The organism is Arenibacter arenosicollis (assembly GCF_014397245.1).
GTDB lineage: Bacteria > Bacteroidota > Bacteroidia > Flavobacteriales > Flavobacteriaceae > Arenibacter > Arenibacter arenosicollis.
Map to the genome: position 1 here is coordinate 25,354 of NZ_JACLHY010000008.1, position 26,820 is coordinate 52,173.

The 26,820-nt window shown below is 38.9% G+C and carries 22 protein-coding genes; 14 read left to right on the forward strand and 8 right to left on the reverse strand.

Going from position 1 to position 26,820, the window contains the following annotated elements; genetic code table 11:
* Positions 1-42 precede the first annotated feature (42 nt).
* From H4O18_RS09795 to hutG, 3 genes are all read left to right on the forward strand, one after another.
* On the forward strand, positions 43-2,445 hold the full coding sequence (locus H4O18_RS09795; RefSeq protein WP_187584004.1) for a tetratricopeptide repeat protein: 2,403 nt from the start codon (positions 43-45) through the stop codon (positions 2,443-2,445).
* Positions 2,446-2,499: 54 nt separating this feature from the next.
* Positions 2,500-3,462, forward strand: a complete 963-nt coding sequence (locus H4O18_RS09800; RefSeq protein ID WP_187584006.1) for a glycosyltransferase family 2 protein — start codon at positions 2,500-2,502, stop codon at positions 3,460-3,462.
* 173 nt (positions 3,463-3,635) lie between these two features.
* On the forward strand, positions 3,636-4,607 hold the full coding sequence (hutG, locus tag H4O18_RS09805) for a formimidoylglutamase (RefSeq protein WP_187584008.1): 972 nt from the start codon (positions 3,636-3,638) through the stop codon (positions 4,605-4,607).
* Positions 4,608-4,654: 47 nt separating this feature from the next.
* Here the strand turns inward: hutG and H4O18_RS09810 are convergent, their stop codons facing one another.
* Both H4O18_RS09810 and H4O18_RS09815 read right to left on the reverse strand, forming a co-directional pair.
* Complete coding sequence (locus H4O18_RS09810; RefSeq protein WP_187584010.1) at positions 4,655-5,812, reverse strand: homogentisate 1,2-dioxygenase; 1,158 nt, start codon at positions 5,810-5,812, stop codon at positions 4,655-4,657.
* A 396-nt stretch (positions 5,813-6,208) separates the two neighbouring features.
* The gene (locus H4O18_RS09815) at positions 6,209-6,913 is read right to left on the reverse strand and encodes an NUDIX hydrolase (RefSeq protein ID WP_187584012.1); all 705 of its coding nucleotides are present in this window, start codon (positions 6,911-6,913) and stop codon (positions 6,209-6,211) included.
* A 210-nt stretch (positions 6,914-7,123) separates the two neighbouring features.
* Here H4O18_RS09815 and H4O18_RS09820 point away from each other — a divergent pair, with 210 nt between their 5' ends.
* On the forward strand, positions 7,124-7,351 hold the full coding sequence (locus H4O18_RS09820; protein ID WP_187584014.1) for a hypothetical protein: 228 nt from the start codon (positions 7,124-7,126) through the stop codon (positions 7,349-7,351).
* Here the strand turns inward: H4O18_RS09820 and H4O18_RS09825 are convergent.
* Complete coding sequence (locus H4O18_RS09825; protein ID WP_187584016.1) at positions 7,344-8,246, reverse strand: universal stress protein; 903 nt, start codon at positions 8,244-8,246, stop codon at positions 7,344-7,346. The two genes, H4O18_RS09820 and H4O18_RS09825, sit on opposite strands and share 8 nt — an antisense overlap.
* 278 nt (positions 8,247-8,524) lie before the next feature.
* The gene (locus H4O18_RS09830) at positions 8,525-9,160 is read right to left on the reverse strand and encodes a Crp/Fnr family transcriptional regulator (RefSeq protein WP_187584018.1); all 636 of its coding nucleotides are present in this window, start codon (positions 9,158-9,160) and stop codon (positions 8,525-8,527) included.
* A gap of 172 nt (positions 9,161-9,332) precedes the next feature.
* On the opposite strand from H4O18_RS09830, the gene H4O18_RS09835 reads away from it, so the two are divergent.
* A complete protein-coding gene (locus H4O18_RS09835) occupies positions 9,333-11,714 on the forward strand; it encodes a heavy metal translocating P-type ATPase (protein ID WP_187584020.1) in 2,382 nt (793 codons plus the stop codon).
* A 131-nt stretch (positions 11,715-11,845) separates the two neighbouring features.
* On the opposite strand, the gene H4O18_RS09840 is transcribed toward H4O18_RS09835, so the two are convergent.
* Complete coding sequence (locus H4O18_RS09840) at positions 11,846-14,494, reverse strand: DUF7133 domain-containing protein (RefSeq protein ID WP_187584022.1); 2,649 nt, start codon at positions 14,492-14,494, stop codon at positions 11,846-11,848.
* 380 nt (positions 14,495-14,874) lie between these two features.
* Here H4O18_RS09840 and ccoS point away from each other — a divergent pair, with 380 nt between their 5' ends.
* The 8 genes from ccoS (at position 14,875) to H4O18_RS09880 (ending at position 22,121) form a co-directional block, all read left to right on the forward strand.
* Positions 14,875-15,081 carry a cbb3-type cytochrome oxidase assembly protein CcoS gene (ccoS, locus tag H4O18_RS09845; RefSeq protein WP_187584024.1) on the forward strand — a complete coding sequence of 69 codons (207 nt, stop codon included), beginning with the start codon at positions 14,875-14,877 and terminating at the stop codon, positions 15,079-15,081.
* A gap of 2 nt (positions 15,082-15,083) precedes the next feature.
* On the forward strand, positions 15,084-17,285 hold the full coding sequence (gene ccoN, locus H4O18_RS09850; RefSeq protein WP_187584026.1) for a cytochrome-c oxidase, cbb3-type subunit I: 2,202 nt from the start codon (positions 15,084-15,086) through the stop codon (positions 17,283-17,285).
* 3 nt (positions 17,286-17,288) lie between these two features.
* The gene (locus H4O18_RS09855; protein ID WP_187584028.1) at positions 17,289-17,483 is read left to right on the forward strand and encodes a CcoQ/FixQ family Cbb3-type cytochrome c oxidase assembly chaperone; all 195 of its coding nucleotides are present in this window, start codon (positions 17,289-17,291) and stop codon (positions 17,481-17,483) included.
* Entirely contained in the window at positions 17,480-18,358 is an 879-nt protein-coding gene (locus tag H4O18_RS09860; RefSeq protein WP_187584030.1) for a cbb3-type cytochrome c oxidase N-terminal domain-containing protein, read from the forward strand. Before H4O18_RS09855 ends, H4O18_RS09860 begins: the two co-directional genes overlap by 4 nt.
* 68 nt (positions 18,359-18,426) lie before the next feature.
* The gene (gene ccoG / locus H4O18_RS09865; RefSeq protein ID WP_187584032.1) at positions 18,427-19,845 is read left to right on the forward strand and encodes a cytochrome c oxidase accessory protein CcoG; all 1,419 of its coding nucleotides are present in this window, start codon (positions 18,427-18,429) and stop codon (positions 19,843-19,845) included.
* 80 nt (positions 19,846-19,925) lie between these two features.
* A complete protein-coding gene (locus H4O18_RS09870) occupies positions 19,926-20,384 on the forward strand; it encodes a FixH family protein (RefSeq protein WP_187584034.1) in 459 nt (152 codons plus the stop codon).
* 23 nt (positions 20,385-20,407) lie between these two features.
* Positions 20,408-21,109, forward strand: coding sequence for a sulfite exporter TauE/SafE family protein (locus H4O18_RS09875; protein ID WP_187584036.1), 702 nt, complete (start codon positions 20,408-20,410; stop codon positions 21,107-21,109).
* Positions 21,110-21,251: 142 nt separating this feature from the next.
* On the forward strand, positions 21,252-22,121 hold the full coding sequence (locus H4O18_RS09880; protein WP_187584038.1) for a PIG-L deacetylase family protein: 870 nt from the start codon (positions 21,252-21,254) through the stop codon (positions 22,119-22,121).
* A gap of 28 nt (positions 22,122-22,149) precedes the next feature.
* Here the strand turns inward: H4O18_RS09880 and H4O18_RS09885 are convergent, their stop codons facing one another.
* From H4O18_RS09885 to hemN, 3 genes are all read right to left on the reverse strand, one after another.
* Positions 22,150-23,217 carry an amidohydrolase family protein gene (locus tag H4O18_RS09885; protein ID WP_187584040.1) on the reverse strand — a complete coding sequence of 356 codons (1,068 nt, stop codon included), beginning with the start codon at positions 23,215-23,217 and terminating at the stop codon, positions 22,150-22,152.
* 164 nt (positions 23,218-23,381) lie between these two features.
* Positions 23,382-24,203 carry a universal stress protein gene (locus tag H4O18_RS09890; protein WP_187584042.1) on the reverse strand — a complete coding sequence of 274 codons (822 nt, stop codon included), beginning with the start codon at positions 24,201-24,203 and terminating at the stop codon, positions 23,382-23,384.
* 84 nt (positions 24,204-24,287) lie between these two features.
* The gene (gene hemN, locus H4O18_RS09895) at positions 24,288-25,649 is read right to left on the reverse strand and encodes an oxygen-independent coproporphyrinogen III oxidase (protein ID WP_187584044.1); all 1,362 of its coding nucleotides are present in this window, start codon (positions 25,647-25,649) and stop codon (positions 24,288-24,290) included.
* Between the two features lie 274 nt (positions 25,650-25,923).
* Here hemN and H4O18_RS09900 point away from each other — a divergent pair, with 274 nt between their 5' ends.
* Positions 25,924-26,814: a nucleotidyltransferase family protein gene (locus H4O18_RS09900; RefSeq protein WP_246474176.1), complete on the forward strand. Its 891-nt coding sequence runs from the start codon at positions 25,924-25,926 to the stop codon at positions 26,812-26,814.
* Positions 26,815-26,820: the final 6 nt, after the last annotated feature.

A 26,820-nucleotide genomic window follows, 5' to 3' on the forward strand; every position in this document is an offset into this window, starting at 1 on the left:
ATTTTTTGCCGCTAAAACCAAGAAAAAAAATTACCAAACTCGATGATTGCAGTAATACCAAAGTTCACCAAGGCTATATACAGGATTACCGGTTATAACAGCAACAACTACAACTCATTTAAAAATCCGGTTTTTATTTTACTAGGCACCCTATTGTTGTTTGTACTGATACTGGCATATTCCAATCATTTCTTAAATGGTTTTCATTTTGACGATAGCCATACTATAGAAGATAACAATGCTATTAAAGAGGTAGACGTAAAAGCATTTTTCAAGGATGCCACCACCTTTAGTTCACTCCCTAGCAATCAGACCTACCGGCCATACACTACCCTTGAAAACGCCATAGATTATAAACTGGGAAATGGTTTGGACCCTTTAGCATTCCATATTCATATTTTTATATTCTTCATATTCACCTGTGCCGCGCTCTGTCTTTTTGTAAAAAAACTATTGGACAGTCTGAAATTTTCCAACTACAACCAATTTTGGGGACTACTGGTCGCCGCGGCATTTGGTCTACTATGTGCCAATGCAGAAACGGTAAATTATATTATTCAACGGTCGGAAATTATTGCAGGATTTTATGTCTTATTAGGATTTGTTGCATTTTTAAGTGGCGGAAAATGGCGGAAATGGCATCTTTATCTTATTTTCCCCTTTATTGGCTTCTTTTCCAAGGAAATGGCCTTGGTTTTTTCGCCGCTATTATTTCTTTATTTTTTAGTATTTGAGGAAGAAGTAGACCTTTTACACTTCTATAGGGCAACTGAGTTTAAAAAATGTATCCGCTCCTTTGTCAAGGTGTTTCCTTCCTTTATACTGACTGTAGCGTTTTTAGTGTTCTATTTTAGCATGTTGCCGGATACCTTTGCCCCAGGAGGACCTGATAGGTACAATTATCTAATTACCCAGCCGTTGGTAATGTGCCACTATATTTTGACCTATTTTATTCCCTATAACCTTTCTGCCGACACTGATTGGAAGGCCTTTGAGTCCATTTTGGATTATAGGCCGATTTTGGGGATAATTGGTATAGGTCTTTTGGCTTATTTGGCATTAAAGGCATCCAATAAAAAGGAAACCAAATTATTTTCCTTTGGCATGTTGTGGTTTTTCATCTCACTACTGCCATCTTCTTCCGTTCTTCCTTTTGCAGAAGTATTAAACGACCACCGAAGTTTTATACCCTATATGGGCCTAACAATAGCTTTTGTTTTTGGCAGCAAATATATACTTGAAACCTATTTTCCAAGAATATTGAACACACATATTGGTCAATATTCAGTGGCCTTGTTCATCATCTTTTTCTTGACCGCCAATGCCTATGGCATTCACCAGCGAAATAAAGTATGGAAAGACGAGCGTAGTCTTTGGAAAGATGTTACCATAAAAAGTCCTGAAAACGGCCGTGGCCATATGAATTATGGACTTGCCCTTATGGCAGATGCAGATTATGCCAATGCCGAAATATCATTTAATAAGGCCTTGGAATATTCCCCTAATTATTCCAGTATTTATACCAATCTTGGTATTTTAAAAAATGCCATAGGCGATAAGGAAAGTGCAGACAAAAACTTTAAAAAGGCCTTATCACTAAGTGATTCAAACCATAAAACCAAATACTTTTACGGACGGTATTTATTTCAAAATGACCAATTTAAAGAGGCCATAGATTATTTCACCCAGGTAAATAACCTTACTCCCAATTATCTTGACACCCGGGAATATATCCTAAAATCCTTTCATAAACTTGAGGATTGGGAAAATATGAAAAACTTTAGCAATGAAGTTTTGGCAAAATGGCCAGAAGATAGCACCGCTAAAAAATACTTGGATATTGCCTTGAACAAAAAATCCATTCTTGCCGCCCTTGAAGAAGAGGTAGCCGGTGCTCCAAGCCCTGAAAAATACTTAAATTTAAGTTTGCAATATTTCAATGCCAGCAACTATGAAGATTGTATTAGAGCAGCCGGAAAAGCTTTGGAATTAAAACCTGAATACGCTGATGCCTACAACAATATAGGTATAGGCCATTTTTATTTATTGAATTATGACCAGGCCATAGAGGCTTACCAAAAGGCATTGGAGTTAAAACCCTCCTATCAATTGGCAAAAAACAATTTGGAAAATGCTATGGATAAAAAGAAGAGTACCGCCAATGTAACCGCCAATTTATCAGATAAGGAAGTATCAAATTATTATATAAATCTTAGTCTTGAATATTACAAGAAAGAAAAATATCAGACCTGCATTGCAGCTGCAAGGAAATCCATAGCAATATCACCTAACGCCATTGCCTATAACAACATTTGTTCCGCCTACAACGAACTAAACAAATACCAGAAGGCAATAACCGCATGTAATGAAGCTCTAAAATTAGATCCGAACTCTAAGTTGGCAAGGGGAAATTTAAGTTACGCCAAACAACAGGCTGGGAACTAAAAGAATAGAGGGGAAAGATATAATAAACAAAGAATCCTAATTAACACGGCAACCATGGAAATGCAGAAATATAGCTCCAAGAGAATCGCAGTTGTAATCCCATATTACAATGCCTCAAATGAAATATTACTCGTTATTTCCAAATTACCGGAATACATACAGTATGTAATAATTGTAGACGACAAAAGTCCAACCCCATTACCCAAGGAGGATTTGGAAAAACTTGTACATGCCAAGGCAACCCTATATTTTTTAGAAAATACCATTAATTTAGGGGTTGGTGGTGCTACCAAAAGAGGTCTTGAAGAGGCCATTGCAATTGGTGCAGAAATTATAATCAAGGTCGATGCAGATGACCAGATGGACCTTAGCTACCTTCCAGATTTACTAGACCCTTTAATTGCCAATAAATGCGATGTAGCCAAAGGCAATAGATTTAAGGACCTAACAGCCTTAAGAGCCATGCCTATTGTTCGTAGAATTGGGAATTTAGGCTTATCGTTCCTTATTAAATCAGCAACAGGTTATTGGCACAACTTTGATCCCACAAACGGATTTCTGGCCATTAAAACCGATGTTTTGAGAAAGTTGGATTTCAGCAAACTTGCCAACCGTTACTATTTTGAAACCTCTCTTTTGTCCCAACTATACTTTGAAAAAGCAGCCATTAAGGATGTCCCTATGCCCGCCATATATGGGGAGGAACAATCCAATATGAAAATATGGAAAATGCCATTTGTCTTTGGAGCAAGGCTGACCAACACTTTTTTAAAACGTATTGTAAAAGAATACTTTTTGTACGATTTTAATATTGGGTCGGTATATCTGTTATTTGGTTTTCCACTTTTTATGTTCGGTCTTATTTTTGGTATTTCGGAATGGATATATTACGCCAACATAAATACCTTTGCCCCTACAGGAACCATAATGATCGTTACCCTATCCATTATATTGGGATTTCAACTTATCCTTCAAGCTATACAATACGATATTATAAATGCGCCAAAAGCACAGTGAAAAATCGACAGGTATCTTAAAAAATACTTGGCAACACTTGCTCGCATCACATGGAAAAACACTAATATTGATATAGGAGTTTTCACACTTATCAAATGCTTTATTTTGTTCATTATTCACCTAGAATAAATTCATCGGTTAGTTGGGCCATCAACCTATAAAATTCAATAAGAATGCACACCTATTCCAAAACCGACTCATTGCTATGGACAGGCCGCAAGTCTGGTCAACAATTCTACCTGCATGAAAAAGTAGTTTTCGTAGATCTTAATACTGATAAATTTCCCAGTATCAATACACCGGCTTGGGCAGTATTGGGATATGCCTGCGATGAGGGGGTTAAAAGGAACGAAGGTCGAATTGGTGCCGTCCTAGGCCCAGATGCCATAAGAAAGCAACTTGCCAAGCTACCCAATCACCTGTTAGAAAGTACTTTATTAATGGATGTGGGAACCATAGATTGCAAAGACGGGGATTTAAAAAAAACGCAAACCGTTTTGGCACGTACCGTGACCCAATTACTAATGCAAAACACCTTCCCAATTCTTATTGGAGGTGGACATGATATTGCCTTTGGCCATTACAACGGAGTAAAAAAATATCTAGCCGCGGAAGGCGGGAAAAAAACCATTGGCATCATCAATTTTGACGCCCATTTTGATCTTCGCCAAAACGAAACCAATAATAATTCCGGAACACCTTTTTATCAAATTGCCCAAGAATGCAAATTGGACAAGTCCGAATTTAAATATATGTGTTTGGGCATTCGTGAGGATGCCAATAGTAAAATCCTATTTGAAACCGCAAAGGAATTGGGGGTCTCCTTTATTGAAAAAAAACACTTCAACCTCTTACATTTCAATAAAATAAAGAAGGAAATAGAGGATTTTATAGCAGATGTAGACCACATCTATACAACTATTGATATGGACGGGTTTTCATCGGCCTACGCACCAGGCGTTAGTGCAGCTTCCCCAATGGGCTTCTCCCCAGAAATGGTTTTGGAATGCTTAAAAATTATTATCGATTCCAATAAAATGATAAGTCTTGATATTGCTGAAATGAATCCTACTTATGACATTGATCAACAAACGGCAAAATTGGCTGCCTCGTTAATTCATTTTGTAATTTACAACTCCCACTAATATCCATTTTTTTTAAATTCAATATTAATTTCAACAATTCAGTGGTATTATTCCAACCATGAACGGTAATATTTGCCATCATCAATATCCATAGCTGCCTTGGTTATTTGCAATGGTCTAAAAGTATCTATCATTACAGCCAACTCCTCAGTTTTGGATTTTCCTATACTGGCCTCATAAGTACCTGGATGTGGGCCGTGGGGAATTCCCGCCGGATGCAATGAAATATATCCTTTATCTATATTCTTACGGCTCATAAAGTCGCCATCCACATAATATAATACCTCATCGGAATCTATATTGGAATGATTATATGGGGCAGGTATGGACTGGGGGTGATAGTCGTACAAGCGCGGCACAAAGGAACAGACCACAAAGGCAGAGGTCTCAAAAGTCTGATGCACTGGAGGTGGTTGATGTACGCGTCCTGTAATGGGTTCAAAATTATGTATGGAAAAGCCATAGGGATAATTGTACCCATCCCAACCAACAACGTCAAAAGGGTGCGAGGCATAAACCAAATGGTGCAATTGTCCCTGTTTTTTTACTTTGATCACAAAATCGCCCAACTCATCATGGGTTTGTAAATTCTGCGGCAATTTGAAATCCCGCTCACAAAATGGCGAATGTTCCAAGTGTTGACCAAACCAGTTCCTATATCTTTTTGGCGTGTAAATGGGATGATATGATTCGGCAATCAACAACCTATTCTCCTCACTATCAAAGCTAATCTGGTGGATCATTCCACGGGGAATAATAAGATAATCCCCATACTCGAACTTTATTTCCCCCAACATGGTTTTTAAAACTCCTGTGCCTTTGTGAATAAACAACATTTCATCGGCATCCGCATTTTTATAAAAATAATCGGTCATGGATTTTTTGGGTGCTGCAAGCGAGATATGTACATCCGAATTGAACAACATGACTGTTCTACTTTCCAAATAATCGTTCATGGGCTTCACTTCAAAACCTTTGAGTAATCTTGACTTTATATTATGCGACACCATGGCTTTAGGGGAAACGTCAAAGGACTTCCCCACTTCCTTTACCATGGTAGGTCTATGCAGATGGTACATAAGTGATGACATACCATCAAAACCAATGGTTCCGAACAGTTGTTCATAATGCAGACTACCGTCCTTTTTCTTAAAAATAGTATGTCTTTTGGGGGGAATTTTACCTAATTTATGATATAAGGGCATAACTCTATCGTTATTAATGATTCCTAACTAAAAATACGATAAAATAAGTATTATCTAAAATTATCCGATTCAATTAAGGAGCAGATGAAGGATGGGCAAAAACAATGAAATATAAAATGTTCTGAAAATACGACTATTCTAGGCGATAGTAAGAGGAGCAGCACCTTAAAATGCCTTAACTCAAGACAGTGCAAACAAAAAAAGCCTCCCAATATGGAAAGCCTTTCATCGGTTCTTGTCGGGCCAAATTTGCATCTGGACGGTTCGACAAATACAACCTTGCCTCAATTTACATTGAGACACAACACAACAGGACAAAGATAATAAAGGTTTTTAGATTTTCCTTGTTTGGAAGATCTTATTTGGACAATCATCCTATCCCCTATTTTAATTTGGTTAGAGTACAAAATTGAACCCTGATTCTTCCAGTCTTTTGTACTTTCCATAATCGAACCTATATAAAAAGGCTCCTTTTTTTGAGGTAGATTTATCCTTTTCATCCAGTTTTATAAGCAAATTGAAGGACAATAATTTCTTTCTAAAATTACGATCATCCAATTTGGTCTGATAAATGGCCTCGTATAATGATTGAAGCTGTGGAATAGTAAATTTTTCCGGGAGGAGTTCAAATCCAATAGGTCTAAGTGTGGTTTTCTGCTTTAATCGCTCCAATGCATCGGCGATCATTACGTTGTGATCAAGGACCAAATCCGGGATATCTTCCAAAGCAAACCATTTGGCGCCATGCAATTCTACTTGCTCCCTATCGTAATCGTTAATTCTGATCAGGGCGTATTGGGCAATGGAAATACATCTTGCCCCAGAATCCCTGTCAACATCGCTATACACCCTTAGCTCCTCCAAAAAAATATTTTCCAAGCCTGTAAACTGGAGAAGCACACGCCTAGCGGCATCGGATACACTCTCCTCTTCATCCACAAAACTGCCGATTAAGGACCATTCCCCCTTAAAGGGATCTATTCTTCTCCTGAAGACCAAAAGCTTCAATATGCCCTCGTCAAAACCAAAAACAATGCAATCCGTTGCCACAAGTATTTTAGGCTGCGCAATATAAGTCCGTCTATTCTCCAAAGCCTTCATTTCATCTATAATTCACTAAAATATCAAAAATATATTTCATATCAACAAAAGCCTATATTTTATACCCCATTAACCTAAGTATAAAAAAACAATGATATACGGCCATACCCAAAAATGATTTTTTTAGCAAAACACCTGTAATTACCCCTATACATTTAGCAGTCATTTAACATCAAATCTCCTTGATTATAAATAACTTGTAATAAAAAGATGAGAAATATAGCTATGTTTTGGGTGGCCGCTACAACGATGGTTTTAATTTCCCTTACCATCATGGCCGCAATGAATTTTCCTTTTAATTGGATTTTTTACATTACTGTTCTAGGGCAGATAATGCTTGTATATATGTTTTTTAAGGTGCTTACGGACAACTATACCACGGACAGGACCTTTGAGGACTTTTATGAGGATAATCCGATAAAGCATGAAATTAGTTAGAAGTTGATACTTCCCTGCCCTTTTTACTGTTGGGCGGAGTTCCCATACCCAATTCCGGTATTACCAATAATGGTATTTGGGTGTGAAAGGCCAAACGTTTAATTACAGGTTCGCGGGTCATTTTCTCCATATAGCTGTGCTGATAATTGAGCATGGCCAACAAATGAATGTCCAATTCATTTGCAAAAACTTCCAAGGTCTGGGAAACGGAATTTAATTCTGAAATGGTATGAACGTAATGTTCTACCTCACCTAAATACTTCCTTAACATATTTAGGTTAAATTGCTGTACTTCAGTAAGAGATTTAATCTCGTATTGAACATGAACAATCCTAATGGCCGCCTTAAATGACTTTGCCATTTTCAATAAAGGCCTTAGTTCGGAAGTAGTATAAAAACGGTTAAAATCTGTTGCAAAAGCGATTTCCGAAGGAGTTCTAAACTTAAAATGTTCTGGAATGGCGAGAACTGGACAGTTTTTTATCGATTTTATTATTCTTACCGTATTGCTTCCCATGAACACCTCCTCCATTCCGGATGCGCCCTTGGTTCCTGTAACCACTAAATCTATTTGATGGGTTTCTATGATATTCTTTATTTCATCTACCAAGAGACTAAAGGAGGAAATGGTTACAAACCTATGTTTGGGATTGTGATACTTTTTCTGGATCTGCTCCATTAACTGTTCTAAACCTTTCTCGGAATTGGACTTTACTACATCCTCACAAGCTTTCCCAACGGCCCCTGTTGCCATAAACCTACTATGGGCAATGGTGGGTGTATAAGTATTTAAAATATAGAACTCGCACTCCTGATGCTTATAAAGTGAAATTGCATATTTGGTTGCATTCCAAGCATTGGGAGAAAAATCTGTAGGTAATAATATCTTTTTCAAACTGGTCTAAATTTTATAAATGCCTTTTAGGAGGCAAAAACTACAGCGTAAAATTATAGGAAGTTAAAAACCTGAACTATGACATTTATCAGCTTTTGTGGATGGTATGGACTGGTTAATATTAAGCAAGTAAAACCTAGCTAAATAATGGCTTACTGCGGAATTACAACCTAAAAAAAGAAATAACAAAAACGAATAATGGCCCTTCTTAGAATATTTGAATGTTCTGGCTGAACGGAATACAATTATAGAAACAGTGGGAAATATGGTAAACTGGATCAGGATCCCTTTGCAACATCATTAAGACCCTGCCTATTGGCTATGGCCACTTTTTTTCCCGATGCCTTAATCAACCCCAATTTTTTGAATTCAGAAATAATACGGATTGCAGATTCTGTCGCTGTCCCAACTACATTGGCAATGTCTTCCCTTGATAATGTTAAGGCCAAATAGCCATTTTGATCCTCACCAAAATTTTCCTCCAAATAAATAAAAGCTTCGGCTACCCTTTGTTTAACTGTTTTTTGGGACATATTAACTATAACGTCATCTGCCTCCTTTAGATCGTGGGCTATATGTCTCAGAACTTCCACAGCAAAATTGGGATTGCTATTTAAGGTATCTATAATAGCATCCTTAGGAATAAAACATACCTCCATATCATTTACCGCAATGGCACTTAAGTTGGCCACTTCTTCAGTAATTACGGAGCGCTGGCCCAAAACTGCGCCTTTTGTTGCCAGTTTTACTATTTGATCTTTGCCGTTGGGACTTAATTTGGACAACTTGGAAACCCCATCCCTCACACAATATACACCATTGAGCTTATCTCCTTCCCCAAAAATGATTTCTCCTTTTTTTAAAATTTTGGTAGTTTTAGTATCTGAAACCCTCTTCAACTCCTCCTTGTTCATTGCGCGTAAGGAATTGAATTGACGAATAATACAATTTTCACATCTGCCCATATATTCATAATTACCTGATGGACAAATTTAAAGGTTATATCTTGGGGAAAAACTGACAATTGTCATGTTTTGGAATGGTAAACGTGACCATCTTTGCAACCGGGTATTAAGCAAATAATCTATGGATAAAGCAACTTGCTATCATTGTGGTGACGATTGCGGGAGAACTCCCATAAATCATAATGATAAAACCTTCTGTTGTGTTGGTTGCAAAACTGTCTATGAGATTTTTGCCAATAACGACTTATCCTATTATTATGACCTGCAGTCTGCAGCGGGCGCCTCACCTAAGGAAATTGAAGGTAAATACGACTTTCTGGAATCCAAAAACATTATAGAAAAACTTATAGAGTTCAACGATAATGGCACCCAAATTATAAATCTATATATACCGCATATACATTGTAGTTCCTGTATTTGGATATTGGAAAACTTAAATAAACTAAATACCGGTATTAATAGTTCTCAGGTAGACTTTCCTAAAAAGACCGTAAGGGTCACCTATAATTCCGACAAGATTACCCTTAAGGATTTGGTGCTTCTAATGTCCAGAATTGGATATGAACCCTACATTTCCTTGGACGACTACGACAAAAAGAAAAAAGGCATAGACCGTAGTTTATCGTATAAATTGGGTATTGCCGGTTTCGCATTTGGAAATGTCATGTTTCTTTCCTTCCCTGAATATTTTGAGGTCGGGGAATATTGGTTGGAACAATTTAAAGGCGTTTTTAGATGGCTAATGTTTGCCTTTTCCTTACCTGTGGTATTCTATGCCGCACAGGATTATTTTATTTCAGCCTATAAGGGTATAAGATCAAAATTTTTGAATATTGATATCCCCATTGCGCTGGGAATTTTAGTTTTATTCCTTAGGAGTACCGTCGAAATTATTTTCGATTGGGGATCTGGCTTTTTTGATAGCCTAACAGGATTGGTATTCTTTTTACTTTTAGGCAAATTCTTTCAGCAAAAAACATATTCCTATCTTTCTTTTGAACGGGATTATAAATCGTATTTCCCCATTGCGGTGACTAGAATCACAAGTAAAAACACCGAGGAGAACACTCAGGTATATGACATTAAAGCCGGAGATAGGCTCCTTATAAGAAATGGGGAATTAATTCCTGTGGATGCAATTCTGATTAACGGCAATGCCAAGATCGATTACAGTTTTGTTACTGGGGAATCGGAACCTGTAGACAAAAAATCCGGAGATAAAGTTTATGCCGGTGGACGACAACTGAGCAGCGCTATCGAAATTGAGACCTTAAAATCGGTTTCCCAAAGCTACCTTACCCAACTTTGGAGCAATGCCGTTTTTCAACAGGATAAATCAGGAAGTTTTCAAACCTTGACCGATAGTATAGGTAAAAGATTTACGATTGCCGTCTTGACGATAGCCTTTGTCTCAGCATTTATATGGTTAATTATAGACCCCGGCAAAACCGTAAACGTCTTTACCGCAGTACTCATTATTGCGTGCCCTTGCGCCATTGCCTTAGCCGCACCCTTTACCTTAGGCAATATGCTGCGAATTTTTGGACGGAATAGATTTTATTTAAGGGATACGCAGACTATTGAACAATTGGCACAGATCGATACCGCTATTTTCGACAAAACAGGCACTATTACTACTGCTGAAAAGGGACATGTATACTATGAAGGACTGGAATTGACCAGCGAAGAAGAGTCCTTGTTAAAAAACACCTTACGATCGTCCAATCACCCATTGAGTAGAAAGCTATATGATATGTTGGCGGAACAAAACATTGTGCCCCTCGAGGAATATGAAGAATATTTGGGACAGGGGATTAAGGGTTCAACCATTACGGATAGCGTTAAAGTTGGTTCGGCTGCCTTTGTCGGCAATACTCAAACAGACAATACCGAAAACACCTCGGTACACTTTAGCTCCAACGACCAATACAAGGGCTGTTTTATTTTTCAGAACCAATATCGGGATGGGGCCTCAGAAACCTTCCAAAGAATGTCCCAAGATCTGGAATTGGCAATACTATCAGGTGACAACGCTGGCGAAAAATCCAATCTTACCAAATTATTACCAGAAGGAACTCCTTTATATTTTAATCAAAAACCGGACAGCAAGCTCCAATTCATTAAGTCGCTCCAAGATCAAAATAAAAAAGTAATGATGGTAGGTGATGGCCTAAACGATGCCGGAGCTTTAGCGCAAAGCAATGTAGGTATAGCCATATCAGAAAACGTAAATGTTTTTTCCCCCGCCTGTGACGGTATTCTGGATGCTAAAAATTTCAAATTTCTGTACCAATATATTTTAGCCTCAAGGAAAGCCATTAAAATTATAAAACTAAGTTTCGTCCTTTCTTTATTATACAATGTAGTGGGATTATATTTTGCGGTTACCGGTCAATTGGAGCCCGTTATTGCAGCCATTCTTATGCCGTTAAGCTCTATCAGTATTGTACTGTTCACGACAATTGCCACCAACAGATTGGGAAGCAAACTGGGAAGGGAATAATCCAAAGTTGAACTGTGGCAGCTTGAACACACTTTGTGAACATACTTCAACAAATAAAAAGGCAACTGTTTAGAACAGTTGCCTTTTACTTATATACTATCTTAAATGGTTTATGAAGAAAGCTGCCTCTCTTATTTCTGTTGCTCCAAATACGCTACCAACGAAGCCATTTCCTCATAACTAAGGGCATTTACCAACCCAGATGGCATCATAGAGGTTTCGAGTTCCTTTCTTTCAGCGATATTGGATTTCTTAAGTTGGGTTGCCGTACCTACAATATTTCTTATGGTAAGATCGGTAGCAGATTCCTGGGTTACAAACCCAACATAATTATCGCCTTCTTTAGTCTGTATCTGCACCGTTGAAAACCCTTGGGAAATGGAAGCATTTGGTTTCAGAATAGATTCGGCGATATGCTCCCTGTTCATAATAGAACCTATTTGCCCCATAAACGGGCCTTTCATTACTTCACCTGAAGCTACACTATGACAAGTAAAACAAGCCTGCGTTTTAAAAATTTCCTTGCCTTTTTCCGGATCACCTTTTATTTTTTTCAGTGCAATCATAATATCTTCAATGGAAGCCTCACCAATTTGTCCTTTTTTATTTTTGATCTTTTCCAGGTCTATTGCAGGCATATCTTCCTTGGGAGCGGTTATTTCCACAGTTCCAAAATCATCAATCGCCAATCGGTACTTGCTGTTCAGTTCTGCATATAATTCCTTTTCTTCTTCAGAAGTTTTTTCCCATTCCCCTTTTAAAAAGGAGCGGATTACTGGCGTATAATCCCATTCTACCGTTTTATAGTATGGACCATGGGTATCCGGACGGGTACTCCACCACCAAGAAGTATCGTAGGGCGCCTCTTTGTGATAAATACGCGCCAAGGTATTTATGATCTTATTCCTAAAAACGGAATCATCTGTTTTTTCATAGGCCTTGATCAATCCATCCACAGCCTTAGGACTATGCATATATCGCATTGCCCACAACGCTAAATCCTTTTGTTCGGTATTTAAAGCGCTTACACATGCATCCACTGCGTCTAATTTCACCAAAGTCTTGACCGCCAAATGTGGAATAATGATTTCCGCATTAGGCTTTGCATGGGGTCCTTCCGTACCCATCCCAGGAGCTTGAAAGGAATTTGGAACCGGAATTTCCAATAAAGACTTGGCCACTTCCTTTTTCCCCAATCTTCCCAAACCAACAATTGCCGCCGCCTTTACTCGGTCAGAATCAGATTTCAATGCATTTAAGAATGGTTCTGTAGGCACATTATCAATGGAACCCATTCGGTCCGATAGGGCCCTTAGGGCAAATTCCTGGACTTGTGGGTCTTCTGTAAGGGACACCAAACGGTCTATTCCAGCCGCACTCGCTAATTGGGCAAAAGTGAATATTCCTGCAGCACGTACCTCCAATGGTAAAGTGCTATCTTCCACCAACTGCCATACTTTATCGGCCCCTTTACCTCTTTTAATTAATTCATATTGGGCACTTAGACGTGTCTTGGCATTATCTGCCTTTAATAAATCTACCAAACTACCGGTCCAGAAAAAATCCTCCAAAATGGGGAATGGCTCGTAATTATAGTCTTCAGGTGTAACCCTGACCACATAGCCTTTATCAGGACTACCAGAATATCCTGCACCATCCCAAGCTGAAAGATACATAACTCCAGCACCGTCCACATCCACATCGGTTATTTGAGGCAACTGGATAAACTCCTCCTCATCCTGGATAAAACTAGCCTTATTTTCAGTAAGCCTATGGAAGTACAAGTAGCTTCTACCCCAATCAGCCATCATTGGAACATTATTATATTTTTCCGGCCAACGGTTGTCGTTCATATAAAGTGATCCGGTCCCCGAACCTCCACCTACATCTACCAATGCGGGAAGAATCTCTTCGGTAAAATGCTTAAAGAGAACAGGGTATCCATATTCCCCGGATTGTATCTGATGGATGAATCTTATGTTCCATCCACCACCATCATTGGTATTGCCCCTAGTGTAGATATTCATGAACGGGTCAATGGCCACGTCGTAAATATTTCGTAATCCATGGGTATAAACTTCCATTTCTGTTCCATCCGGACGAACCCTAACAACTCCTCCGCCCAACATGGTCAATTGGGTTCCATCGCGATCTGTAGCATTATGGAAACCAAAATCACCTACGGCAATATATATCCACCCGTCTATTCCCATTTGAATACCGTTGGTGGCATGATCCGTTCCTCTCTCCTGTAGATATTTGGAATTACTTAGGTTCTTTATTAAAACTTTGGCGGGGCCATCGGCCACCCCATCCTTATCCAAATCCTCAAATACCACCAAATCCATATTAAAAGCTTTTCCCGTTTCTGGAGAAAAGGTAGTGTGCAACACAAAAACTTGATCACCTATGGCCAAAATACCTCGAGGGTTATCTACCTGGGCAAATTCCGTGTGGGAATCCATAATGCCATCGTGGTTACAATCTACCAATCGCTTTATAAACCCTTTGTTTATTTCCTTGCCTAGGGAGCCCATCATATCTACCCCTACAAAGACCTCCCCTGTGGCAGCTACGGCCATACAGGCAGGACTTGGAGTTAGGTCAGGACCAGAGAATCCAGTTATTTTCAAATCCTTTGGCCAATTTAAAACCTGAGCCAAAGAATCCGATGAGGGATAATTTATTGCCTCGGTACTTGGAGTACATGGGGCCTCCTCATGTTTACAACTTAAAACAATCAAACTTGAAAATAAAATTAAGCCTGCCTTTTTAAACATATTCTATGAAGTTAAAAATTTATTATTACGCTCTTGATTGAAAATTTTGGCCAAGGATTGCCGAATTTTCAACAGAGCTGGGCAAAACTAAAAATCTTTCACATAATTCCTTGTTTAAAATGAATTATTCGGGCATAAAACACAAAATTTTGGATTAATCCCATTTTATTGGCTTCCTCACTAAAACAAACCTATTAATTATGATATCCCTTCTTAAACGAATCATGCGATGAAGTCACCACAAAAAGTTGAGGATTGAAGAAAGTGTAAAATAAATATGCTCTAGGAGAGAAGAACTTTCAATATTTTATCAAAACCTGACAAATGTCATATAATACCATATTCTCCATGTTTAGTTTTACGCCTTAATTCAGGTAGGTATGAGTGTAATTTATTTATTGCTGTCATTGAGTATTGTTATAGCCGTCATATTTTTTGCGGCTTTTATTATTGCCACCAAGAATGGTCAATATGACGATTCCTATACCCCATCCGTTCGCATGCTTTTTGAAGATGAACTTGTAAAAAGTACTACTGCGCACACCGAAAAAATATCTAACCAAAAAAGTGAAAGTCAAAAATTGTAATTATGGAAGTACAACAGTTTTATTACGATAACAAAATCGTAAAAAAATTCCTTTATGCAACTATGTTTTGGGGAATTGTAGGAATGTCGGTAGGTTTATTACTTGCCTTTATGTTTCTTTTTCCAAATTTAACCGATGGGATATCTTGGTTGAGTTTTGGCCGCTTAAGGCCTTTACACACCAACGCGGTTATTTTTGCCTTTGTGGGAAATGCCATTTTTGCCGGCGTTTATTATTCTACCCAGCGTTTGTTAAAGGCGAGAATGTTCAGCGATGCCCTAAGTAATTTTAATTTCTGGGGATGGCAAGCCATCATAGTAGCAGCGGCAATTACCCTGCCTTTGGGATACACCTCATCCAAAGAATATGCAGAGCTGGAATGGCCTATAGATTTAGCCATTGCGGTGGTCTGGGTGGCCTTTGGCTGGAACCTTATCGGGACAATGCTAAAAAGAAGACAGCGCCATTTATACGTGGCTATTTGGTTTTATCTGGCGACATTTGTAACAGTAGCAGTACTTCATATCTTTAATAGTCTTGCCCTTCCCGTTAGTGCCTTCAAAAGTTATTCGGTATATGCAGGTGTACAGGATGCCTTGGTGCAATGGTGGTACGGTCACAATGCAGTAGCCTTCTTCCTCACAACACCTTTCTTAGGATTAATGTACTACTTTGTGCCAAAAGCGGCCAATAGGCCTGTATACTCCTATAGATTATCCATAGTACATTTTTGGTCCCTGATATTTATTTATATCTGGGCCGGACCTCACCACTTATTATATTCCACTTTACCTGAATGGGCACAAAATTTAGGGGTTGCCTTTTCTATAATGCTGATCGCACCATCCTGGGGAGGTATGATCAATGGACTACTGACTTTGCGTGGAGCTTGGGATAAGGTAAGAACAGACCCAGTTTTGAAGTTTATGGTGGTTGCCATTACAGGTTACGGTATGGCCACTTTTGAAGGCCCCATGCTTTCCCTTAAAAATGTAAATGCCATAGCGCATTTCAGCGATTGGATCATTGCACACGTTCACGTGGGAGCCTTGGCATGGAACGGATTCTTGACTTTCGGGATGATATACTGGTTGGTTCCAAAAATGTTCAAGACAAGGTTGCACTCACTTCCCATGGCCAATTTCCATTTCTGGATAGGTACTTTAGGAATAATACTTTATGCCCTTCCAATGTATGTTGCCGGCTTTACCCAAGCCCTAATGTGGAAAGAATTTAACCCAGACGGAACCTTGGCTTACGGTAACTTCTTGGAGACTGTAAATGAAATTATCCCCATGTACTGGATGCGCGCCATTGGAGGTACCATGTACATTATTGGAGCAATAGTAATGATTTACAACGTAGTTGTTACAATTAAGCAGGGTACCGATGTAGAGGATGAATTGGCCGAAGCTGCTGCCTTGACCAATGTATCCAAGAAAAGAACGGCCGGAGAGACCTTTCACACTTGGTTGGAGCGCAAGCCCATTCAATTGACCATTTTGGCTACCATTGCCATTTTGATCGGGGGAGTTATCCAGATTGTACCCACTATTCTGGTGAAATCGAACATTCCAACAATTACAAGCGTTAAACCTTATACTCCCCTAGAATTGGAGGGGAGAGATCTTTATATCCGGGAGGGCTGTGTTGGCTGTCATTCCCAAATGGTAAGACCTTTCCGAAGTGAGGTAGAGCGCTATGGAGAGTACTCCAAAGCTGGAGAATATGTATATGACCATCCTTTCCTATGGGGAAGTAAGCGTACTGGACCTGATCTATTAAGGGTTGGCGGGAAATATTCGGACAACTGGCACTTGAACCATATGTACGACCCACAAAGTACCTCTTCAGGCTCTATTATGCCCTCCTATTCATGGTTGGTACGCAATAGGCACGACAGGAGCAACATTCAGACCAAAATGGAGACCATGGTTACCCTTGGAGTTCCTTATTCCGAGGAGGAGATTGCATATGCCGAACAATCCATGGATAATCAGGCGACTAAAATTGAGAAAAATCTATACTCCGATCCCGATTTTGCAAAAGGGTATGAAGAGGACAAAAAATATGCCGCCGAAAACGGGGAAGAATTCATAGAAATGAAGGATAGGGAAATTGTAGCTATGATAGCCTATCTACAACGTTTGGGTACAGATATAAAAATAAAGGAAACGGACGAAATAATTTCACAAAACAAATAAGTCATGCTAAAATTTGTAAAAGGTTATATGGAAAGTATAGATGGCATAGCCACCTATCCCATGATATCACTGCTAATCTTCTTTTTGTTTTTCACTATTCTTTTCTGGTGGGTATTTACTGCCTCTAAAGAACATATTAAGGAAGTAAGCGAAATACCATTAGAAACAGAAAACCAACCTAAAGAAGAATTATTATGAAAAATATGTCACCTTGGTGGATAAGAGTCCCCGTAATCTTTTTCCTAATCTTCGGATTGATGGAGTATTTTATTGACTCCGGGGACAAACCAGCATTTATTGAATACCCTATCACCCTTCTATTTATGTTGATGGTGTTGTTCATATTGATAGGAATTGAATTGATTCTTAAATCAGTGGAAAACGTAATGTTCCAAACATTATCCCCTGAAGCACAAAAGCGCTATTTAGAAACCAAATCGAAGCAATGGGAGTGGAAATGGGGTAAGGAATTCTGGGAAAAAATGACCGGAAACAAACCTATAGAGGAAGAAAAGGAAATTATCCTTGACCACAATTACGACGGTATCCGTGAATTGGACAACAATCTTCCACCTTGGTGGGTGTATATGTTCTATGCCACCATAATTTTCGGTGTGGTTTACCTCGCACGTTTCCACGTATTTAATGATTACACACAGAACATGAAATATGAACAGGAAGTAGCTGAAGCCATGATTGCCATTGAAGAGTACAAAAAAACGGCCAAAGGCTTGGTTGACGCCAACTCCGTGGAACTTTTGACTGAGGCTTCCGACATTAAGGCCGGGGCTACTATTTATAGCTCCAATTGTGTAGCCTGCCATATGCCGGATGGCGGTGGAGCTATAGGCCCGAATCTTACGGACGAACATTGGATCTTGGGAGGCGGAATCAAAAACGTCTTCCATACCATTTCTGAAGGCGGTAGGGACGGTAAGGGAATGATAGCTTGGAAACAGACCCTCAAACCAGTCGAAATAGCACAAGTGGCCAGCTTTATTCTTAGTGAAATAAACGGCAAGGTCCCAGCCAATCCAAAGGCCGCTGAAGGAGAAATCTGGACCTGGGAGTAAATTCCTAATATACCTTATTGAACACATTTTAACGCATACCCAAAATTCCAAAAAAGCATTACATATAAATGGCACAGGACCAGGACAATTTTAGGGATTCCATAGGAACTATAAATGAGGATGGCAAAAGGGCTTGGATATTCCCCAAGAAACCCAGTGGAAAGTTTTATGAATATCGCAAATATGTAAGTTATGTTCTATTGGCCTTCCTTTTTCTGGCACCCTTTATAAAAATAAATGGCAATCAGTTCTTAATGTTCAATGTTCTCGAAAGGCGTTTCAACATATTTGGATTTCCATTTTGGCCACAGGATTTTCATCTATTTGTAATTTCGATGATAATCGGGGTAATTTTCATAGCCCTCTTTACCGTTGCTTTTGGTCGAATTTTTTGCGGTTGGATGTGCCCCCAAACCATCTTCATGGAAATGGTTTTTAGGAGGATAGAATTTTGGATCGATGGCGACCGTGGTGCTCAAATACGTCTTAGCAAACAACCATGGAATGCTGAAAAAATCAGAAAACGAGGCCTTAAATTAATTGTTTTCTTCATTATTTCCTTTTTGATCGCCAATGTTTTTTTGGCTTATTTAATAGGAAGTGACCGCTTAATGCAATATATCACGGATGGACCCTTACAACATGTAAGCACCCTAGTATCACTTTTAATCTTTACTGCGGTATTCTATTTTGTATTTGCCTGGTTCAGGGAACAAGTATGTATCATAGCTTGCCCTTATGGAAGGATGCAAGGCGTATTACTCGACAATAAATCTATTGTTGTGGCCTACGACCATAAACGTGGAGAAGCGGAAAATGGTCGAAAAAAGTTTAGAAAAGGAGAGGATAGAAATGCGCTTGGAAATGGCGACTGTATTGATTGTTTCCAATGCGTAAACGTATGCCCGACCGGTATAGACATAAGAAATGGGACTCAGTTGGAATGCGTCAATTGTACAGCTTGTATAGATGAATGTGATACCATAATGGAAAAGGTAAACCTTCCTAAAGGACTTATACGTTATGCCAGTGAAGACAACATTGAGAAAAAGTCCAAGTTTACATTTACCCCTAGACTTAAAGGGTACACGGCAGTACTCGTTATTCTAACTGGGATATTGATCGGCATGTTGTTTTTGAGAAATGAAGTAGAAGCCAATATCTTAAGACTGCCTGGACAACTATACGAGCACAAGGAAGGCAATATAATTAGCAATGTTTACACTTATAAGTTAGTAAATAAAACCACCGAGGACATTACGGATGTGAGTTTTAAACTGTTGTCGCACAAAGGGACCATCAATCTAGTTAGGCATGAACATTTTATAGTACCTGCACAAGAAAGGGCCGAAGGAACCTTATTTGTAGAAATAAATAATTCGGCTTTGGAAGGTGACAAGAACAAATTAAGGATTGGAGTATATAGTGGGGAAGAATTAATTGAAACGGCCACCGCCAGATTTTTAGCCCCTAGAAGCTATAAATAAATTAAACACTGGGCAGAAGTCAAAAAAGATTAAAAACCAATTGGATTTCCCTTTGGAAAACACAACTAAAAGAATAAGCTATGAAAATTAATTGGGGAACCGGAATTGTGCTAGCCTTCATCGGATTTATAAGTTTTATCCTATTTTTTGTAGTCCGCATGAGCATGGACCACAAAGCCAATCATGATCTGGTAACCGAGAATTATTACAGAGCGGAATTGGGCTATCAGAATGAAATTGATGCCGAAAACAATGCCCATGCCAAAGAAGTTGACCTTAAATTGGAAACAACGGATAAGGGTTTAAAATTAGTATTCCCAAAAAACTTGGATATAGAAAATATTAAAGGTACAGTGTCCCTTTACAGGCCATCTAACAAGCACTTGGATTTTGACTTACCTGTAAGTTTATCCAAAGACTATTTGCTCATACCTGACAATCGTTTGTTGGATGGTCGCTGGGACATTAAAGTATTCTGGGAATACCAAGGCGAGGTTTACTTGTTCAAGAAAAAAATAACCTATCACAATAATAAATAAACACAAAAGTACCACACAAAACTATGTTGTTATCTGCCTTAATCATGGGACTAATGGGAAGCTTTCACTGCATTGGAATGTGCGGTCCTATTGCCTTCATGTTGCCGGTAGATCATAATAAACCCGCCAAAAAATTAATGCAGGTTTTTCTTTACCATTTGGGAAGGCTTACTTCCTACAGTATTCTTGGTCTAATTTTTGGATTTTTGGGCAAAGGACTTTATGTATTTGGAATGCAACAAAGGCTTTCCATCATTATTGGGGTCCTGATGATTACAGTAATACTTATTCCCTATAAAACTTTTAACAAGTACAATTTCTCCAAACCTATATATTCCCTATTGTCCAAAGTAAAAAGCCGACTTGGAAAAGAATTACAGAAAAAAAGTCCAGATACATTTTTAACCATTGGCCTCCTTAATGGACTACTTCCCTGTGGGTTAGTTTATATAGCCCTCTTTGGTAGTATCGCCACGGCCAGCCCATGGCTTGGAGCGCTATTCATGGTCTTATTTGGAGTGGGAACCATCCCCTTGATGACCTCTGCTGTTTACTTTGGCAGTATGCTAAAAGGCAGCGCCAAAAAATCGGTTCAGCGATTGATTCCCGTTTTCGTGGTCCTAATAGGGCTATTGTTTATATTAAGGGGAATGGGACTTGGAATCCCCTATATTTCACCGGAACCTGTTTTGGAGGTAGTTACCAGTACTCTGGATTGCCACTAAAAGCCCCTTCCCACCCGTAAATCAGATTTGTAGTACTTGTAAAAATAGTGTAATTTTCTAGTGCACTGGAATCCCCTGTTCTTAAACATTTGGGATTGAACTGGACAATGGCCAGGTGCAACCGGACCTTAAACAACGACCAATGAAAAAAGTTATACTTATCTGTTATCTTATTTTAAATGCAACCTTTTTATTTTCCCAAGGGGAAAAAGTCAACGTAATAGTCTTCGGAGCCCATCCCGATGATTGTGATATTGATACTGGTGGCACTGCCATATTACTCGCAAAAATGGGACATAATGTAAAGTTTGTATCCCTAACCAATGGTGACGCTGGTCATTATGCCATGGGCGGTGGGGAACTTGCCAAAATAAGGATTGCAGAGGCCAAGGAAGCTGGTAAAAGGTTTGGAGTGGAATATACGGTACTGGACAACCATGATGGGGAATTGATGCCTACTTTGGAAAATCGCCTAAAGGTGATACGCGAAATTAGAAAATGGAATGCCGATGTAGTGATTGCCCCGCGACCCAATGACTATCACCCAGACCACAGGTATACGGGTGTTTTGGTGCAAGACGCAGCCTATATGGTCATAGTCCCCAATGTGGCCCCAGAAGTACCACCTCTCCAAAAAAATCCGGTTTTTCTATACTCTGAAGATGGTTTTCAAAAACCTAGTCCTTTCGAACCGGATATCGCCGTAATAATCGATGCCGCTTTTGATCAAAAAATTTATGCCATGTCGGCACACAAATCACAGTTCTTTGAATGGCTTCCCTGGACCGCCGGCAATTTGGAAAAAGTACCCAAGGATGATAAGGGCAGATTGGAAATGTTGGCCAATTGGAGGTCTCAAGCTCCCAATGAAGCCCTTTTGCAATGCGCTGAAAAGTGGTACGGCAATAAAGCTTCCAACGCTAAACATATAGAGGGATTTGAAATATGCGAGTACGGCAAGCAACCCTCCGATGAGGAAATAATGATGCTATTCCCCATGCTTAAAAAATAGTATAGAATGTAGTTTTATGCGTGTTTAACTAGTCCAGTATCTTTTTGGCATTTTCGTTATACACCTTTTTCAAAACTTCATCACTAAGTCCCAAACCGTTAAAGGACCAATGATAGGATGAAATATTCTTATCGTAAAAATGCTCATCCTCGGTTTCCAAAATGCGAAATGTTAATTCGTACATTTCTGGGTCAGTGCCCATATCCGTACCATATACCAACTTGTCCTGATACTTTTCATAAAAGCGTTTTGTATATCGGGGAACAGCGGCCGTTTCTGCAAATCTTGCCGATATATCGGCATACATATTGTCATATTTACCCAATAGCCTTCCAAGAATTTCCAAATCATGGCTACAATTAGCAAAATGGCAAGCTATAAAAGTGGTCTTTGGATTTTCCTTAACAGCATTTTCTAGAGTAGTAATTAATTGCCCATGGGTCAACAACCCCTCCTTTTGAGTATCTATGCGCCATTTGTAAGCGTTCATCAGACCATCATTATGAGCGTCCATGGGTTGGTACATCCACATTGGATCAGCAACATGTATGCTCACCGGCATACCCAATTCCCCACATTTTTCCCAAAGGGGCTTCATCCTTGGATCATCTGCATGCATTCCAATTGCCGGTGTGGGTTTGGAGTAAAAAAAGCCAAGGCCTTTATCGCCCAATTCACCAACTCCCTTAGCTCCCATTTTATAGCATCTTTCCAATTCCTTCACAGCCCGTTTACTCCAGCCTTTCTCGTTGTAACCAGTAAAATCGAAACCACACCAAAGTTCAAAACGGTCTCCATATTTGGAATAAAGGTTCACAATACTATCAAAGGACTTCCCGGTTTGATAGGTAAGTATAATGGATTTTGCAACGCCAAATTTGTCCATTGTCTTTACCCATTCCCTTATTTCCTGTTCCGACTTAGGGTTGGGGTGCGAATGAAAATCTACCACCGGAAATTTAGCTTTGGCTATTTTGGTCTTGGGAATATTGTAAATGGATACAGGATCGTAATCCTTTAATAAAATATCTTCCTGCGCTCTAACAGTATTGGAAATAAAAACAACCGAAAAAAAAATGATGGCATAAACTTTCATATCGAGGATTTTTTGGAATAAGTTGATACTAACAAACCCATGTCCCTCAAATATAACGATTTAAGCCATACTTCGTACCACTAATTTAACACAACAGGAATAAAAACCAAAGTAATTAAATTGGGTTTAAAGTTTCATTAACCCTGATACTTTTTCTGAAGTCATTAAATTTTAAAAGTGATAACAGGTATTTTGGAATGATTGGTCACATCCTCCCCTATACTACCCATAAGAAAATGGGAAAGTCCTTTTCTGCCATGTGTGGGCAAACCAATTAAATCGGCATTTCTACCTTCACTAAAGCTAAGTATTCCCCTTTCTACGGTATAGTCATTATATATCTCGACCTCCAAACTCGCTTTCGCCAAATGTAGAAACTTATTAATTTTCTTAAAGGCATCTTTTGTGCTCAAGAAATTATCTCCCGGTGTATTAATATTTACCAAAATCAATTCTGCAGCAAGCTTATCTGCCAATTTTTTTGCCCTGTGAAAGGCTTCTAGGTTTTCCTCCTCAAAATCACAGGCAAACACAAATCTCTTCACCTCGAAACCCTCAATATAATCCTTGATTACCAAGACCGGAATATTGGAATTTCTTACCATTTTTTCGGCATTGGAACCCACAAAAATTTCCTTGATCCCATCTGTCCCTTGAGAACCCATTACAATTAGATCGGCACCGTGCTTTTCTGCAATGGCATTCACTTCGCTATACACCTTATGATGTTTAACAATAGGCGTAGTTTTGATGCCCTTTAAGTATGGTTTATCCAAAAATGTTTCGAACCTTTTTTCTGCCAATTTTATTAAAAAAACAGCTTGCTCGTAATGTGCCTGCTCATTGGATGAAACAAGAGCTTCCGACAATTCCAGCATATGCAGGACGAAAATCTCAGAGCCATATTTTGTGGCGATGGAAGCTGCCGTTTTTAGAGCATTTTCGGATTGTTCTGAAAAATCTACGGGTACTATAATTTTTTTCATCTGTTTATGTTTATTAATAATTTTAAACTACGAATTAAATATTGAGCCCGATCATTAGGTCACCAAAACAGGCCTTTGAATCAACTAGATCGTCATTGAAAACAATCTTGTATCCGGCGCTTTACGATGTAGGAACAGATCGAACGCCATACATACATTTCGCACAAAGGGCCTTCCCTTTTCAGTAACATAAATGCTGTCTGAAGCTATTTCCACCAACCCATCCAAAGCCATTTCACTTAGCTTATCCTTTACGGCACCCAACTCTCTGAAAACTTCATGTTGATTTTCCCAACTAGTCTTAAATCTACACATTAAATTTAAGATATGCTTGCGAATAATCTTGTCTTCCTTAGTTAAAATGTGTCCTCTGTAAATGGGAATAATATTATTTTCAACAAGGTGGCTGTACTCTTCCAAGTTTTTTACATTTTGGGTAAAACTACCCCAACTATCACTAATACTGGAAACTCCCAAACCAATCATTACACGTGTTTTAGAAGCAGTATAGCCCATAAAATTTCTATGCAACGTCCCATTCTCCATGGCTTTATACAGCGAATCCGTTTTTAGTGAAAAATGATCCATTCCTATTTCGGAATAACCAACCTCACCCAACAAGGCCTTTCCCATTTCATACTGCTCCCGTTTTATTTCTGCCGTTGGCAGGTCCGAATCTTTATAGCCTCTTTGTCCATTTCCCTTTAACCAAGGAACATGTGCATAACTATAAAATGCCAAACGGTCCGGCATTAACTCCTTGGTCTTCAAAATTGTTTGGGTAACATCGTCTTTGGACTGGAAGGGCAAACCAAAAATAATATCATGTCCTACCGAAGTATACCCAATTTCTCTGGCCCATTCGGTAACATTTTTCACATTGGCAAAAGGTTGCAACCTATGAATGGCAAGCTGAACCTTTTTATTATAATCCTGAACCCCATAACTCACTCTTCTAAAACCTACATTGTAAAGGGCCTGTAGATGTTCTTTGGTGGTGTTGTTTGGATGTCCCTCAAAACTAAACTCATAATTCTTCGCATGGGTAGCAGACTTAAAAATACTATTTATGAGTCGGGTCAAATTTTCAGGGGAGAAAAATGTTGGAGTCCCCCCGCCCAAATGAAGTTCCTTTATTCTTGGTTTTGTATCAAACAAATCGCAATAAAGCTTCCACTCCTTTAAGACATTACTTATATATGGATCTTCAACTTCATGTCTTTTGGTTATTCTTTTATGGCAGCCGCAAAATGTACAAAGACTTTCACAGAACGGTAGATGAATATATAGGCTTATTCCTTCGTCCTCATTACTTACATTAAAGCTACCGATCAATGTGGATTTCCATTGCTGGCCCGAAAAAGAATCCAAATCCCAATAGGGAACAGTAGGGTAACTAGTATAACGGGGACCGGGAATATTATATTTTTGAACCAAATTGGACATAAGCAGTTTTTGTATAAGATTGCAACAAAAATACCATGATGGGGCTTATTAAAATATGACACTTATCAGGTTTCGCAATCGCTAATAAATGTTTCGTTCTGCTTTCACCCAATTTGAAAACCTAAATACACTTCTTCCCTTCATAAAATAGAATGCCTAGAAACGAGAAAAGCGTGAAATACCATACAATTCAAAACTAAATTTTTAAATAATGCGTTCTAGAAGTCCTTTTATGATAAAAACTATATTTTTGTAAACTTAAAAACAACCAATTATGACATTACTTTTAATGGCGGCCGGCAGCGGTAGCCGATATGGAAAACTTAAACAATTTGATGATTTGGGCCCTAAGAACGAATTTCTAATGGAATTCGGCATCTATGATGCCCTCAAAAATGGTTTTGATCATATCGTTGCCATTACAAAAAAGGAAAATGTAGATTTCTTAAAAGATCACTTATCCAGCAGATTGCCAAAAAATGTAAAATTGGATGTTTTGGCCCAAGAAATCTCCGATCTTCCCGAAGGAGTAAGTTTTACTGGAGACAGGGCAAAACCTTGGGGTACAGCACATGCTGTTTGGACAGCAAGAAATGTAATTGACAAACCTTTTGCCATAATTAATGCGGATGATTATTACGGAAAAAATGCCTTTGAAAGCGCCGCTGAATTTATCAAAAACAATGGTAAGAAAGAGACTTATGGTCTAATTGCCTATACCCTTAAAAACACCTTATCCGAGCACGGATCTGTTTCAAGAGGTGTGTGTAAGTCAGAGAATGGAAAACTAACCTCCATAAACGAACATACTAAAATAGAAGCCCAAGATAATGTGATTATAGATACGGATTCTGGCACCAAATTTACTGGTGAAGAATTGGTCAGCATGAACTTTTGGGTTTGTCAACCTTCTATATTTCCATTCATTACAGATTATCTTAAAGGTTTTATTGCCAATAAGGACAATATTGCCAAAGGGGAAATTTATCTACCTTTTGCTATAAAAGAAATGATAAACAGTAATTTGATAGATGTGGATGTAATTCCTTCAGCCAGTCAATGGTTCGGAGTTACCTACGCCAGCGATAAGGAAGTAGCTGTTTCCGAATTACAGCGTATGACAGACGATAATGGCTACACCTCCCCGCTATGGGACAATGTTTAGATCAAC